Source organism: Candidatus Sodalis sp. SoCistrobi (genome assembly GCF_900143145.1).
Classification (GTDB): Bacteria; Pseudomonadota; Gammaproteobacteria; order Enterobacterales; family Enterobacteriaceae; genus SoCistrobi.
In genome coordinates, this window is sequence record NZ_FRDB01000066.1 from 1 (window position 1) to 13,469 (window position 13,469).

Sequence of the window (13,469 nt, forward strand, 5' to 3'; positions counted from 1 at the left end):
CCAACAGGTCCTGAGGGGAGTGGCAATCCTGGAGCAATTGGTCAATAAGATCGTTGCTGATAGGCATTTTGTAGTCCTTTAAAGGTTTTGCTAAAAATGCCATTTACACAGATTATTTTACAGCCTCTGGTGCCATAATCACCCACCCCTCAAACCTCTTTAGCCTCGGGGGCTAACGCCAGCCACAAAAACGGCCACAAAATTGCGCGCAGCACTATCTCACCGCGCAAAAAGCCGACAATTGCTGACCGACCAATTCCTCATTATATGAAACCAACACAAGCCACATTGGCGAAAAGGGTTAAACCGTCCTAAGGCGTTAGTATTCACGATAATGTATGCCAACGTTTCGCTATCGCTTGATTACCCGCGGCTAAGCTATCACAACAGTAGCCTAGGGTAATCTTTTAATTAAGAGGAATACAAAGGGTCAAACTTTCTCAATCCCCTATAGCGTGCAGTTTGATGTAAAGAAAAGGTTCAAATTAAAAAGGGGATTGCTTATAGTCTTCACTTGATACATTGCGCCGTATTGCGCAAAATGTCGATACCATTATTGACGCTTTGCTTATCATAATCGGGAAACCCTGCCGTACAGGATCGGATGCGGCACCCTCTCGTAGTAATTTGTTTATAGGATAAGAAACTCTCGGCCCATTTTTCGGTATTTCCTGCCCGCTTTCAGCGCAAATAGTTTGTTGCCGTACTCTTATACCCAGGAACCCGCGAAAAAGTGTATGCAAATGCATAATCCATGATCGCAATTAACTTTTCCCCTGACCGTTAACGTCTTTTGGTTCACATCAAAAAAAAACCTCCAGGTCATTGGAGGTTTTTTCGCACATCAGTGACAAGGCTGTCTCAGGTTAATCTCAGAACGGAATATCGTCATCAAAGTCCATCGGCGGTTCATTGCCGGGCGCCGGTGCCGTGTTCTGCGCGGGGCGCGCCGCCGGGGCATTGCCACCGCTAAACTGCGCGTTATTCCCCTGGGGCTGCTGAGGCTGACCCCAGCCGCCCTGCTGACCGCCGCCGCCCTGACGGCCCCCGAGCATTTGCATGGTGCCGCCCACATTAACCACGACTTCGGTGGTATAGCGATCCTGCCCGCTTTGGTCCTGCCACTTGCGGGTCTGCAGCGATCCCTCGATATAGACCTGGGAGCCTTTACGCAGATACTCGCCCGCCACCTCGGCCAGCTTGCCAAAAAGCACCACGCGGTGCCATTCCGTTTTCTCTTTGGTCTCGCCGGTTTGCTTGTCGCGCCAGCTCTCCGAGGTGGCCAGCGTAATGTTGGCTACCGCACCACCATTAGGCATATGGCGGACTTCCGGATCCTGGCCCAGGTTTCCGACTAGAATCACTTTATTAACGCCTCTGCTGGCCATGGGGGTCTCCTGATAAGATGAATGACTAAGTTTAATCGCTCAAGTTTACCATTGCCACCGCTTAAAGAACATGTTTTGAAACTTGGACTGCGCATCAAAAACAGTGTGAAGCAGAATTATTTGTTACAAGCAATACTGGATATTCATTCAGCTTTTTTTGTGCCATAATTGACCGTTTCGCGCCGCCGCGGTTTTGTCAATCGCGCAGGCCACCCTCGTTCATCCGGTGTTGGGATTAGTTGAATGGATAAGATTGAAGTTCGTGGTGCTCGTACCCATAACCTGAAAAACATCAGCCTGGTAATACCCCGCGATAAATTGATAGTCATTACCGGCCTATCAGGCTCCGGAAAATCATCGCTGGCGTTCGATACCCTCTATGCCGAAGGGCAGCGTCGCTATGTTGAATCGCTTTCCGCCTATGCCCGGCAATTTCTGTCGTTGATGGAAAAACCGGATGTGGATCATATCGAAGGGCTGTCGCCCGCCATTTCGATTGAACAAAAATCCACCTCCCATAATCCGCGTTCAACGGTGGGAACGATAACCGAAATCCACGATTATCTCCGTCTTCTGTTCGCCCGCGTCGGCGAGCCGCGCTGTCCGGATCATGATGTGCCGCTGGCGGCGCAGACCGTTAGCCAGATGGTGGATAATGTGCTGTCGCAGCCGGAAGGCAAACGGCTCATGCTGCTGGCGCCCATTGTTAAAGAGCGCAAGGGGGAGCACAGCAAAACGCTGGAAAACCTGGCGGCGCAGGGCTATATCCGGGCGCGTATCGACGGAGAAGTCTGCGATCTGTCGGATCCGCCGAAACTCGAGCTGCAAAAAAAACATACCATCGAAGTGGTTGTTGATCGTTTCAAGGTGCGCGAGGATCTGGCGCAACGGCTGGCGGAATCCTTTGAAACCGCTCTCGGCCTCTCGGGCGGCACCGCAGTGGTGGCGGATATGGATGACGAGAAAGCGGAAGAGTTGCTGTTTTCCGCCAACTTCGCCTGCCCCATTTGCGGCTACAGTATGCCCGAGCTGGAGCCCCGGCTGTTTTCCTTCAATAATCCGGCCGGCGCCTGCCCCACCTGCGACGGCCTCGGCGTACAGCAGTACTTCGATCCCGACCGGGTGCTGCAAAATCAGGATATCTCCCTCGCCGGCGGCGCCATTCGCGGTTGGGATCGCCGTAATTTCTACTATTTCCAGATGCTGCGCTCGCTGGCCGAGCACTATGAGTTCGACGTTGAGGCGCCGTTCCATGCCCTGAGCCCGACGGTACAGCAAAAAATTCTGTTCGGGTCCGACAAGGAAAACATCGAATTTAAATATATCAACGATCGCGGCGACACCTCGGTGCGGCGTCATCCGTTTGAGGGGGTGCTGCCGAACATGGAGCGCCGCTATAAGGAAACCGAGTCCACCGCGGTGCGCGAAGAGCTGGCCAAATATATCAGCAACCGTCCTTGCGCCACTTGCGGCGGCACCCGTCTGCGGCGTGAGGCACGCCACGTCTTCGTGGAGCACACCACCCTGCCGGAGATCTCCGAGATGGGCATCGGCCACGCGCTGTCTTTTTTCGACGACATGAAACTGAGCGGCCAGCGCGCCAAGATTGCGGAAAAAGTGCTGAAAGAGATCCGCGACCGGCTTAAATTCCTGGTCAACGTCGGGCTGAATTACCTCTCCTTGTCCCGCTCGGCGGAAACCTTGTCCGGCGGCGAGGCGCAGCGTATCCGTTTAGCCAGCCAGATAGGTGCCGGTCTGGTCGGGGTCATGTATGTGCTGGATGAACCGTCGATTGGTTTGCACCAGCGCGATAACGAGCGGTTGCTGGAAACGCTGATACATCTGCGCGATCTCGGCAATACGGTCATCGTGGTGGAGCACGACGAAGACGCCATCCGCGCCGCCGATCATATTATCGATATCGGCCCGGGCGCCGGCGTCCACGGCGGTGAGATAGTAGCCGAAGGCACCGCCGAGGAAATCATGGCCCACCCGGCGTCGCTCACCGGCCAGTTCCTCAGCGGCAAGCAGGAAATCGCCATCCCGCAGGCGCGTATTCCGGCGGATCCCACCCGGGTATTGAAGCTGGTCGGCGCGCGCGGCAATACTCTCAAGGACGTGACGCTGACCCTGCCGGTGGGGCTGTTTACCTGCATCACCGGCGTTTCCGGCTCGGGCAAATCCACGCTGATTAACGACACCCTGTTTCCGGTGGCGCAGCGCCAGCTGAACGGCGCCACCACTACCGAAGTGGCGCCCTATCGCGAAGTTCAGGGCCTGGAGCATTTCGATAAGGTTATCGATATCGACCAGAGCCCGATCGGCCGGACGCCGCGCTCCAATCCCGCAACCTACACCGGCGTGTTTACGCCGGTGCGCGAGCTGTTCGCCGGCGTGCCGGAATCGCGCGCCCGCGGTTATACGCCGGGCCGTTTCAGCTTCAACGTACGCGGCGGACGCTGTGAGGCCTGTCAGGGCGATGGCGTCATCAAGGTGGAAATGCATTTTCTGCCGGATATCTATGTCCCCTGCGATCACTGCAAAGGCCAGCGCTATAACCGTGAAACGCTGGAAGTGAAATACAAAGGCAAGAATATCCATCAGGTGCTGGAGATGACCATCGAGGAAGCGCGCGAGTTTTTTGACGCCGTTCCCGCTCTGGCGCGTAAGCTGCAAACGCTGATAGATGTCGGGCTGTCCTATATCCGTTTAGGCCAGTCCGCCACTACGCTGTCCGGGGGCGAAGCGCAGCGGGTGAAACTGGCGCGCGAGCTGTCCAAACGCGGCACCGGGCAAACGCTGTATATCCTCGATGAGCCGACGACCGGTTTGCATTTCGCCGATATCCAGCAATTGCTGGCGGTGCTACATCAGCTGCGCGATCAGGGCAATACCATCGTGGTTATCGAGCATAATCTGGACGTGATCAAAACCGCGGATTGGATTGTCGATCTCGGCCCTGAAGGCGGTAACGGCGGCGGCGAAATTCTGGTCGCCGGCACGCCGGAAACGGTGGCGGTCTGTAAAGCCTCCCATACCGCGCGCTTTTTGCGGCCAATGTTGGAACGGGCGCTGCAAAAAGCATAGGGAAAACAGTCAGGGCAGAGGGCGGCCCGCATGCGGGCCCCTTTGGTTAACGGCAGGCGTCATCAGCCGCGCGGCTGACCTGCCGGCGCACCGGGCGGCATTATTGTGCCTGACCGACGCCAGCCCGTTCGGCATCGATGTGCCGCCTGATCCCGGCATAACGCTATGCCGGCATGACGCTGTAAGGTCAGCCGATCACCTTGTCGGCGCACCGGCGCCATCGCACGCCACAGCGCGTCGGTTTTCCCTTATTGGCAGACGCCGCCCTCTCATATATTCAGCGTCTGACGCGTCGCTTCCGGCAGGCCCGCTACCGCCCATTGCCAGGAGGCGTCCACCAGTTGATACAGCTGGGAGTCAGGAATATCGCCGTCAAGAAACAGCGTACTCCAATGGGCCTTATTCAGCCGCTCGCCCGGTATCGCCGCATTGAACGCGCTGCGCAATGCGCCGGCCATCTCGGCGCTGCTTTTCAACGATAACGCCGGTCTGCCGTCCACGGTATGGGTCATGGCAAACATCACCTCGCCGACTTTAACCTGGTTGGCCTGCCCCTCTTGACGAACGCTCTGCACGGCGCCCGGTTTAGTCATGCAGTAACTCAACAGCGTCGATTGGTCCATGGATTATTCCCCCTGCAAAGTGGCGACGATATGGCGGCCGCCGCCGCGGTGACGATGCTCGCCCAGCCAAATACCCTGCCAGGTGCCCAATAACAGCGTGCCATGTCCGACGGGCAATAACAGTGAGCTGCCAAGCAGAGAAGACTTGATATGTGCCGGCATATCATCCGCCCCTTCATCATCGTGCAGATAGGGCGCCGATTCCGGGACCTGACGTAAAAAATGATTTTCCATATCGGTTCTGACGGTGGGGTCGCAATTTTCATTGAGCGTCAAAGATGCCGAGGTATGCTGCAGCAATAAATGCAGCAGCCCGGTGCGGACTGCGCTTAGCGACGTCAGTTGGGAAACGATTTCATCGGTGACCAAATGAAAGCCGCGCGGTCGGGCTTTCAGGGTCTGTTGGTGCCACATCATCCTGCTCCTTTGTTGATCACTTAGTATAGTGGCAACGCGGGGGCTGATGAAAACCGGTCGCGCTACTGCACCGCCGCGAAAGCCTCGGCCACTTTAGCGACATTGGCGGTATTCAGGCCGGCCAGACACATCCGGCCGCTGTCGATCAGATATACGCCGAAGGTTTCGCGCAGTAGCGCCACCTGCGCCGGACTGAGCCCGGTATAGCTGAACATGCCGCGCTGACGCAGCAAATAATCAAACTGGTGGTCGGGCAGCGCGACTTTCAACGCCGTCACCAGGCTCTGGCGCATGGCCAGGATACGCAGACGCATTGCTGCCACCTCTTCACGCCACAGGGCATTCAACGCTGGCTCGTTCAGGACCTGGGTCACGACCTGGGCGCCAAAATTCGGCGGACTGGAGTAATTGCGGCGCACGGTCGCTTTCAGCTGACCCAGTACGCGCTCGGCTTCGCTCGCGCTATCGCAGACTATCGACAGATCACCCACTCGTTCGCTGTAGAGAGAGAAAATCTTTGAAAAAAGAATTACTTACCAGAAAAGGCAGGCCCAGTCGTGCCATTTCGCGCACCGCAAAGGCGTCTTCTTCCAGCCCATCGCCGAAACCCTGGTAGGCGATATCCAGAAAAGGGATGAGCTCTCTTTCTGCCACCACCGCGATAATCTGCTCCCATTCGGAACGCGTCAGGTCCGAGCCGGTCGGGTTATGGCAACACGGATGCAACAGCACGATGCTGCGCGGCGGCAATTGCTGGAAACAGGCCAGCATCGCGCTGAAGTTGACGCCCAGCTTCTCACTGTCGAAATAAGGGTACCGGTTCACCTGGAATCCGGCGCCGGAGAAAATCGCCACATGGTTTTCCCAGGTCGGGTCGCTGACCCAGACCTGCGAATCCGGGAAATAACATTTGAGAAAGTCCGCGCCGACTTTCAACGCCCCAGAGCCGCCCACGGTTTGAATTGTGGCGATACGCAACGCATTGCGCATCGGATGATCCTCACCGAACAGCAACGCCTGGGTGGCGCTGCGGTAGGTTGGCAAGCCTTCCATCGGCAGATAGGACGATGAGCTCGAGGTCGCCCGGGCGAGCAACATGGCTTGCGCCTCTGCCACCGCCTGCAGTTGGGGAATGATCGCCTGTTCGTTGTAATAAAGGCCGATGCTTAAATTGACCCTGTCAGGTCGCGGATCCTGTTTATAGGTTTCCATCAGCGTAAGGATGGGATCTCCCGCATAAGCATCAACATTTCGGAACACGGTGCAGCTCTCCTGGATTTACGGGTGCAACAGTGCACCCACTCATCACAATATCAAATAAAGAGATTAGAAGGGCGAATAAGTTAACAAAAAGCGTCAAAAATGGGAGCGCGATGGGAAAATATCGCGCCGGGAGAAATCACTCATCGTCATAATGCGGACCGGCATAATTGTCGAATCGTGACCACTGTCCGTTGAAGGTCAGCCGCACGGTGCCAATGGGGCCGTTACGCTGTTTGCCGAGAATAATTTCAGCGATACCTTTCATGTCGCTATTCTCGTGATAGACCTCATCACGGTAGATAAACATAATCAGATCGGCGTCCTGCTCGATAGAGCCGGACTCGCGCAGGTCGGAGTTGATGGGGCGCTTGTCGGCGCGTTGTTCCAGGCCGCGGTTCAGCTGTGATAACGCCACTACCGGCACCTGCAGCTCTTTCGCCAGCGCTTTCAGCGAGCGAGAGATTTCGGCGATTTCCAGCGTGCGGTTATCGGACAGCGAGGGCACCCGCATCAGTTGCAGGTAGTCGATCATAATCAGGCTCAAGCCATCATGTTCACGGAATACCCGTCGCGCGCGGGAACGCACTTCTGTCGGCGTCAGGCCTGATGAGTCATCGATGTACATATTGCGTTTTTCCAGCAAAAGCCCCATGGTGCTGGAGATGCGCGCCCAGTCCTCATCGTCCAGCTGACCGGTACGGATGCGGGTTTGATCGACGCGGGACAGCGATGCCAGCATACGCATCATGATCTGCTCGCCGGGCATCTCCAGGCTGAAGATTAACACCGGTTTGGCCTCGGTCATGGCGGCGTTTTCACACAGGTTCATGGCAAAGGTGGTTTTCCCCATGGAGGGACGCGCGGCCACGATGATTAAATCCGACTTTTGCAGCCCGGCGGTCTTTTTATCCAGATCGAGATAACCGCTGGAAACACCGGTCACGCCGTCGTGCGGCTTCTGGTAAAGCTGTTCGATGCGCGCTACCGTATCCTCAAGAATTCGGTCAATACTCTTCGGACCCTCATCCTTACTGGCGCGATTCTCCGCTATCTGGAACACCCGCGACTCCGCCAGATCCAGCAAATCCTCACTGCTGCGTCCTTGAGGATCATACCCGGCATCGGCAATCTCATGGGCGACACTTATCATTTCCCGCACCACGGCCCGTTCGCGCACTATATCGGCATAAGCGGAAATATTGGCGGCGCTGGGGGTGTTTTTCGATAACTCCGCTAAATAGGCGAACCCGCCAACCGCGTCCAGCTCCCCTTTTTGCTCCAGGGATTCCGAAAGGGTGATCAGGTCGATAGGCTTGCCCAGCTCCAGCAGACGCTGCATTTCGCCGAAGATAAGGCGGTGGGGCCGGTTAAAGAAATCGTTACCGGTGACCCGTTCGGCGACATTGTCCCAGCGTTCGTTATCCAGCATCAAACCGCCCAGCACCGACTGCTCCGCTTCCAGCGAATGGGGCGGCATCTTCAGACCTTCAACCTGGCGGTCGCGGGGAAAATTTGCTTTGTTAGACGGTTTTTTTTCTGACATGAAAGCGTACTTTACCTATCTGGTAGTCCTCGAATAAAGGCGCATTGTATCCTCTCTCGTGTCGAGATCCTATGCGCTTTGCAAACCACGCCGCAGGGCTTATGGTTATTAAAGATATCTCAACAGGAGGAAGAGTGATGGCTAAACGTATACAGTTTGCCGCCCACGGCGGACCGGAAGTCATGGAGTATGTGGATTTCACGCCGCCGGATCCGGGGCCGGGCGAGGTGCAGGTAGAGAATAAAGCCATCGGCATCAATTACATCGATACCTATGTCCGTTCCGGCCTTTACCCTCCGCCATCGCTGCCCTCCGGTCTTGGCACGGAGGCGGCAGGCGTGGTGGGCAAAGTCGGCCCCGGCGTAGAACACCTTCAGCCCGGCGACCGGGTGGTTTACGCCCAATCCCCACTGGGCGCCTACGCCACCGTGCACAATGTGCCGGCGGATAAACTGGCGCAATTACCTAATGCTATTTCCTTTGAACAAGCGGCCGCCGCCTTTTTGAAAGGCCTGACGGTGTTTTATTTGCTGCGCCAAACCTATGAAATCAAGCCGAATGAGATTTTCCTGTTCCATGCGGCCGCCGGCGGCGTCGGGCGCATCGCCTGCCAGTGGTCGAAGGCGCTGGGCGCCAAAATGATCGGTACCGTTGGCAGTGCCGAAAAGGCGGCGTTAGCGAAACAGGCGGGCGCCTGGGAAACTATTAATTACCGCGAGGAAAATGTGCCCGAGCGCGTAGCGGCCCTCACCGACGGTAACAAGGTAAACGTGGTGTACGATTCGGTCGGCAAACATACGTGGGAAGCCTCTCTCGATTGCCTGCGCCGCCGCGGATTAATGGTCAGCTTCGGCAACTCTTCAGGGCCGGTCACCGGGGTGAACTTGGGGATCTTGAACCAAAAGGGCTCGCTGTTCGTCACGCGCCCGTCGATTAATGGCTATATCACCGATGGCGCCAGCCTGAAACACGCCGCCGATGAACTGTTTAGCATGATCGCCAGCGGGGTTATCAAAGTCGACGTGCCCGCAGAGCAAAAATTCACCCTATCTGAGGTGCAGCGGGCACATCAGGCGCTGGAGCACCGACAAACCAACGGGTCGCTATTGCTGATCCCTTGAAGGAAAAGTGCCGCTGGAGCCGCCGACTGTCTTTTAGCGCCGACATCGTATTCTGCATAATAAACAACGGGCTCCCGAAGGAAGCCCGTCATAAACCGCGAACGCATAACACACACTGTAAAAATGTAGGGGCAGAGGAGAAATTACCAGATCATGCAGCTAACCACCGCTATTGTTATCCGGTAATGATGAAATCAATGAGTCTAAGCGCGTTTATCCTAGCAGCCGCTATAACAAAAAAATATCGTCCGGGGCAGGAAAACTCCAAGCTGTGATCCATCCCCCATTTTCTCCTGGTGCGTTAGCGCATCCGGGAATCAAACCGCGAGCGCGGCGGCGCCGGCTTTTTCAACGCGCGCCAGGCCCAAGCCGCCGCCAACGCCAATAACAGCCACGGCAGCAATTTGACCGCCGTGACGAAAAGCCCGGCAAACAGCATCACCAACGACCCCGCCACCAGCGCCATCAGCACGCCCAGCACCGAAATACCGGTCAGCACCAGCATCAGAAAAAAACCGATGACGAAAAAAATTTCCAGCATGAAGGACTCCTTATTGGCGGGGTAACGCCCGCATGGACGATAACGAATGGCTCTCAAGTGTTAATACAAGAAGCATGCCAAGTTGGCATTGCGCTAACCGGCTGATTTTATTGAGTCGAGGAAGCCGGCGATGATTGCGAGTTAGCGGTTTTTACCACTGTTTAGCAAAATGCGCCACGGATTGTCCCGAGCTGCAGGCACCGTCTAGCGCTCGGGAGCGAGCGTCCCCTGTTAGCAAAACACGCCACGGATTGTTCCGAGCGCGGGCACCGTCTAGCGTTCGGGAGCGAGCGTCCCCACTGCCCGGGCTCGGATCCTTATCGCATTTGCGGGCATATACCCCAGCGGCAGCGAATCCAGTTCGATGATGGCCACGGTTTCCGGCAGCGCGCCAGCGGCGATAGCCGCCTCCCGTGCCTGATGTTCCGCCCGCTGAAGGCAGGACTCCAGGGAGTCATCGCCGGGCAGCACGATGGTATCGACACTGCCGCTAACCTGAGCAATGGCCACACCGGTGGCGTTGGCGACGCCGGCGTAAGGAGGGCGTATCACCTCAGACGCGCCTTTAAGACGCATGGTGAGTAACGCCGCACCGCCTCCCACCAAAATGACCGGCATGTCGCTCTGGCTGGTATTCATCCGCGCGAGGCATTTTTCAACCATTGCCACATAATGCTCCGCCACCCGGGTTACCATTGCCGGACACAGGTGCGCTACCAAAGTGGCATCGCCAATGTCCGCCCAGCCACGGGCCACCGCAATATCGGTCACCGTCAGGGTGTCACCGCCAAAGACCAGCGCCCGCTGCGGTAAGGCATAACCCACGCTCTCGGGCCCGACGCTGATAGCACCGTCGGCGTCCAGGGTTACCACCGATCCGCCGCCAAGGCCGATTGAGGCAATATCCGGCATGCGGAAGTTAGTACGCACTCCGCCTATCTCGGCCGCCATGGCGGACTGACGGGGAAATCCGCCGCATAACGCGCCGACGTCGGTGGTTGTGCCGCCCACATCCACTACCAGCGCATTTGGCAAATTGGAGAGTTTGGCCGCGCCCCTCAGGCTATTGGTGGGCCCGGAGGCGATAGTCAGGATCGGGAACATTTGCGCCTGATGCAGCGGCATCAGCGTACCGTCATTTTGACCGAAAAACAGCTCGGCGATAATGCCCCGCCGCGCCAGCGTCTGGCGGAAACCATCGGTAAGGGTATGCGCAACGCCACATAGCGCCGCGTTAAGCACCGTGGCGTTTTCCCGTTCCAGAAGACCGATGGAACCGATCTCAGACGACAAAGACACCGGCGTTTTCGCCCCCAGGATCTCCCGCGCCAGAGCCGCGACGCGCTGCTCTTGCTCGGCAACGACGGGTGAGAAAATACCGCATACCGAGACTGCGCATACCTGCCCTTTTACCGCCTGCAGTTGCTGGCGAACGGCCTGTTCATCCAGCGCCGAGATGATCTGGCCGTCGTAATGATAGCCGCCGGCAAGGGTAAAAAGCCGTGCCGGCAACCGTGCGCGGAAATCGGCCGGCATGTCGGTTAATGGTGGCACCGCCAGCGAGGCCGGGGCACCGAGACGGAAATGCGCCACCGGCTGCAAACCTTTACGTTCGACAATCGCGTTAGTGCAATGGGTGGTGCCCAGCATTGCCCGGCGTATAGCGCCGCGATCCACCTCGACCAGCGCCAACAGGGCCGTTACCGCCTGATCGATCCCTTGCATGACGTCTGCGCTGGTGTGTTGTTTAGTATGAGCGATAATCTTTTGCTGCGCATCAAGCAGCACCGCATCCGTGTGGGTGCCGCCGACATCAATTCCCAAAGATAAACTCATACGCTTTCCTCCTTGTACCGGGCCGCCAACGTCTCGACCGGCGTATAGTCATCTGGATAATGAAAATACCGCGGTCCGCACACTTCAATTCCCCGCGGCGTGCGCCATTTCTCGTGGGCGGGAACCCCCAGCGCCACCACGCGCATCCCGTAACAAAGCCTCTCGCCCAGAATCGGCAAGCCCGTTTCCTCATCAAGGAGAATGATAAGATCCGGCGTCATACACAGCGCCCGGTCATCTCGCCGCGCCAGCAGGTATTCATTTTGAAAGAGCACATCAAAGCGCCCGCCTCTATCGTCGTCCACGCCAATAAAACAGGCGGTGCCGTAGTTGAAACCGCCTTCACTACGCTGATTAACCCGGTTGGCTTTACCGCGAAACAGCACAATGCCTTGCAATAGCGCTGTCAGGGTATCGATAACGTTACGGCGGTCAGCGCGCGCCTGCTGAATTTCGACGCCGATGCGCCACATCAGCCCCAGCGTACCCGCGATCCCCGAAACACGCGCCTGGTCGACCGTTATCGGATAACCGGCGAAGGCTGCGGCACCGCCCATTTTCACCGCGACGGCGCGGGCCAGTTTCTCCGCCTTCAAACTGTCTTGTGCTTCTACCAATGCGGCATTTGCATGCTCATCCACGACGGCAAACGGCGAAGCATTGATGCCATCCAGATAGAACGTCGTCATATGGAATTCGGGAAAAGCCCGGCCCATGGCGTCGACATCCGCTACCGGCAGCCCGAGAATGCATGCCGAGGCCAGCGGCAACAGTGAGTTGATGCCGCCGGTTTCGATGGGATAGATAGCAGATAAAGGGCGGCCCATATGCTCAGCGATATGCCGGCAGGCCAGTAGCGATTCCTGTCCATTGGGAACCTTTTCCATCATGATCGTCGGCGATCCTATCATGCCCGTCGCCAGCAGCAATGCCTCCGGCTGAAGCTCGTCTAAGGTGACTAATTGGATGGGGCCGTGTTGGGCAATGGCCCGTTGTGCCATGATTTTGCCAATATAAGGATCGCCGCCACCGCCGCTGGCAAGAATAGCGGCGCCGTAACTGATGTGCTCAATTGCTTCATGATCCAGCCATTTCATTTCACGATCCTCCGTCTATCTGCATGGGCGCTGACACTATTTTCCGGTGAAAACCGTATGGCGTGAATATACGCCGCTGCGCGTATAATAGGCATGACATCAATATTAGACATATTATAATTCCTCACCTTTAACAATCCCTTCCAAGACAGAGAAATTAAACCATAAATTTATTCCACGTCACAAAATTTTTGCAATCAATCCAGAATTAAAAATTTAATTCTTATATCAATATATTCAATATTAATTTAATACTATATTAAAAGAATATCTTTATTATGATAAGCCATCAGCGCTAAAATAGTGCCCGCTCTTTACTTCTGCGGGTAATGCCTTCAAATAGTTGACTTTTGTGATATTCTGCCTCTATTTGAGGTTTCCACGTGGTTACAGTTTCTGTTCATTGTCCTCGCTGCCATTCAGATGAAATTTATCGACATGGCCTTAGTCCAACTAAGCGCGAACGCTTCCGGTGTCAGTGCTGTCACCGTGTATTCCAGCTTACCTACCGCTATGAAGCGCGAAAGCCGGGAGTTAAAGAGCAGATCGTTGA

General features: G+C 56.3%; 10 protein-coding genes and 1 pseudogene. 3 read left to right on the forward strand and 8 right to left on the reverse strand.

Features of this window, described 5'->3' with window-relative positions:
- Positions 1–872: 872 nt before the first annotated feature.
- Positions 873–1,388 (reverse strand): single-stranded DNA-binding protein SSB1, encoded by a 516-nt coding sequence (ssb1, locus tag CINSTRO3249_RS06450; protein WP_074012654.1) that lies wholly within the window; start codon positions 1,386–1,388, stop codon positions 873–875.
- Between the two features lie 243 nt (positions 1,389–1,631).
- On the opposite strand from ssb1, the gene uvrA reads away from it, so the two are divergent.
- On the forward strand, positions 1,632–4,475 hold the full coding sequence (gene uvrA / locus CINSTRO3249_RS06455; RefSeq protein WP_074012655.1) for an excinuclease ABC subunit UvrA: 2,844 nt from the start codon (positions 1,632–1,634) through the stop codon (positions 4,473–4,475).
- 269 nt (positions 4,476–4,744) lie between these two features.
- Here uvrA and CINSTRO3249_RS06460 read toward each other — a convergent pair whose 3' ends face one another.
- The 4 genes and pseudogenes from CINSTRO3249_RS06460 to dnaB form a co-directional block, all read right to left on the reverse strand.
- The gene (locus CINSTRO3249_RS06460; RefSeq protein WP_074012656.1) at positions 4,745–5,098 is read right to left on the reverse strand and encodes an MmcQ/YjbR family DNA-binding protein; all 354 of its coding nucleotides are present in this window, start codon (positions 5,096–5,098) and stop codon (positions 4,745–4,747) included.
- Positions 5,099–5,101: 3 nt separating this feature from the next.
- A complete protein-coding gene (locus tag CINSTRO3249_RS06465) occupies positions 5,102–5,512 on the reverse strand; it encodes a secondary thiamine-phosphate synthase enzyme YjbQ (RefSeq protein ID WP_074012657.1) in 411 nt (136 codons plus the stop codon).
- 65 nt (positions 5,513–5,577) lie between these two features.
- A pseudogene (locus tag CINSTRO3249_RS06470) lies at positions 5,578–6,775 on the reverse strand (aromatic amino acid transaminase).
- 139 nt (positions 6,776–6,914) lie between these two features.
- Positions 6,915–8,321 carry a replicative DNA helicase gene (dnaB, locus tag CINSTRO3249_RS06475; protein ID WP_074012658.1) on the reverse strand — a complete coding sequence of 469 codons (1,407 nt, stop codon included), beginning with the start codon at positions 8,319–8,321 and terminating at the stop codon, positions 6,915–6,917.
- 137 nt (positions 8,322–8,458) lie between these two features.
- On the opposite strand from dnaB, the gene CINSTRO3249_RS06480 reads away from it, so the two are divergent.
- Positions 8,459–9,442: a quinone oxidoreductase gene (locus CINSTRO3249_RS06480; RefSeq protein ID WP_074012659.1), complete on the forward strand. Its 984-nt coding sequence runs from the start codon at positions 8,459–8,461 to the stop codon at positions 9,440–9,442.
- A 301-nt stretch (positions 9,443–9,743) separates the two neighbouring features.
- On the opposite strand, the gene pspG is transcribed toward CINSTRO3249_RS06480, so the two are convergent.
- The 3 genes from pspG to CINSTRO3249_RS06495 form a co-directional block, all read right to left on the reverse strand.
- A complete protein-coding gene (gene pspG, locus CINSTRO3249_RS06485; protein WP_074012660.1) occupies positions 9,744–9,983 on the reverse strand; it encodes an envelope stress response protein PspG in 240 nt (79 codons plus the stop codon).
- Between the two features lie 273 nt (positions 9,984–10,256).
- The gene (locus CINSTRO3249_RS06490) at positions 10,257–11,819 is read right to left on the reverse strand and encodes a hydantoinase/oxoprolinase N-terminal domain-containing protein (protein ID WP_074012661.1); all 1,563 of its coding nucleotides are present in this window, start codon (positions 11,817–11,819) and stop codon (positions 10,257–10,259) included.
- The gene (locus tag CINSTRO3249_RS06495; RefSeq protein WP_074012662.1) at positions 11,816–12,916 is read right to left on the reverse strand and encodes a DUF917 domain-containing protein; all 1,101 of its coding nucleotides are present in this window, start codon (positions 12,914–12,916) and stop codon (positions 11,816–11,818) included. Before CINSTRO3249_RS06495 ends, CINSTRO3249_RS06490 begins: the two co-directional genes overlap by 4 nt.
- A gap of 383 nt (positions 12,917–13,299) precedes the next feature.
- On the opposite strand from CINSTRO3249_RS06495, the gene CINSTRO3249_RS06500 reads away from it, so the two are divergent.
- Positions 13,300–13,469, forward strand: a 170-nt coding sequence (locus CINSTRO3249_RS06500) for an IS1 family transposase (protein WP_143146886.1), incomplete at its 3' end; no start/stop codon positions are given.

Excerpts from the sequence above, each read along its gene's own strand:
- CINSTRO3249_RS06490 (WP_074012661.1), bottom strand. The coding sequence starts at position 11,819 with ATGAGTTTATCTTTGGGAATTGATGTCGGCGGCACCCACACGGATGCG.
- ssb1 (WP_074012654.1), bottom strand. The coding sequence starts at position 1,388 with ATGGCCAGCAGAGGCGTTAATAAAGTGATTCTAGTCGGAAACCTGGGC.
- CINSTRO3249_RS06465 (WP_074012657.1), bottom strand. The coding sequence starts at position 5,512 with ATGTGGCACCAACAGACCCTGAAAGCCCGACCGCGCGGCTTTCATTTG.
- dnaB (WP_074012658.1), bottom strand. The coding sequence starts at position 8,321 with ATGTCAGAAAAAAAACCGTCTAACAAAGCAAATTTTCCCCGCGACCGC.
- pspG (WP_074012660.1), bottom strand. The coding sequence starts at position 9,983 with ATGCTGGAAATTTTTTTCGTCATCGGTTTTTTTCTGATGCTGGTGCTG.
- uvrA (WP_074012655.1), top strand. The coding sequence starts at position 1,632 with ATGGATAAGATTGAAGTTCGTGGTGCTCGTACCCATAACCTGAAAAAC.
- CINSTRO3249_RS06480 (WP_074012659.1), top strand. The coding sequence starts at position 8,459 with ATGGCTAAACGTATACAGTTTGCCGCCCACGGCGGACCGGAAGTCATG.
- CINSTRO3249_RS06460 (WP_074012656.1), bottom strand. The coding sequence starts at position 5,098 with ATGGACCAATCGACGCTGTTGAGTTACTGCATGACTAAACCGGGCGCC.
- CINSTRO3249_RS06495 (WP_074012662.1), bottom strand. The coding sequence starts at position 12,916 with ATGAAATGGCTGGATCATGAAGCAATTGAGCACATCAGTTACGGCGCC.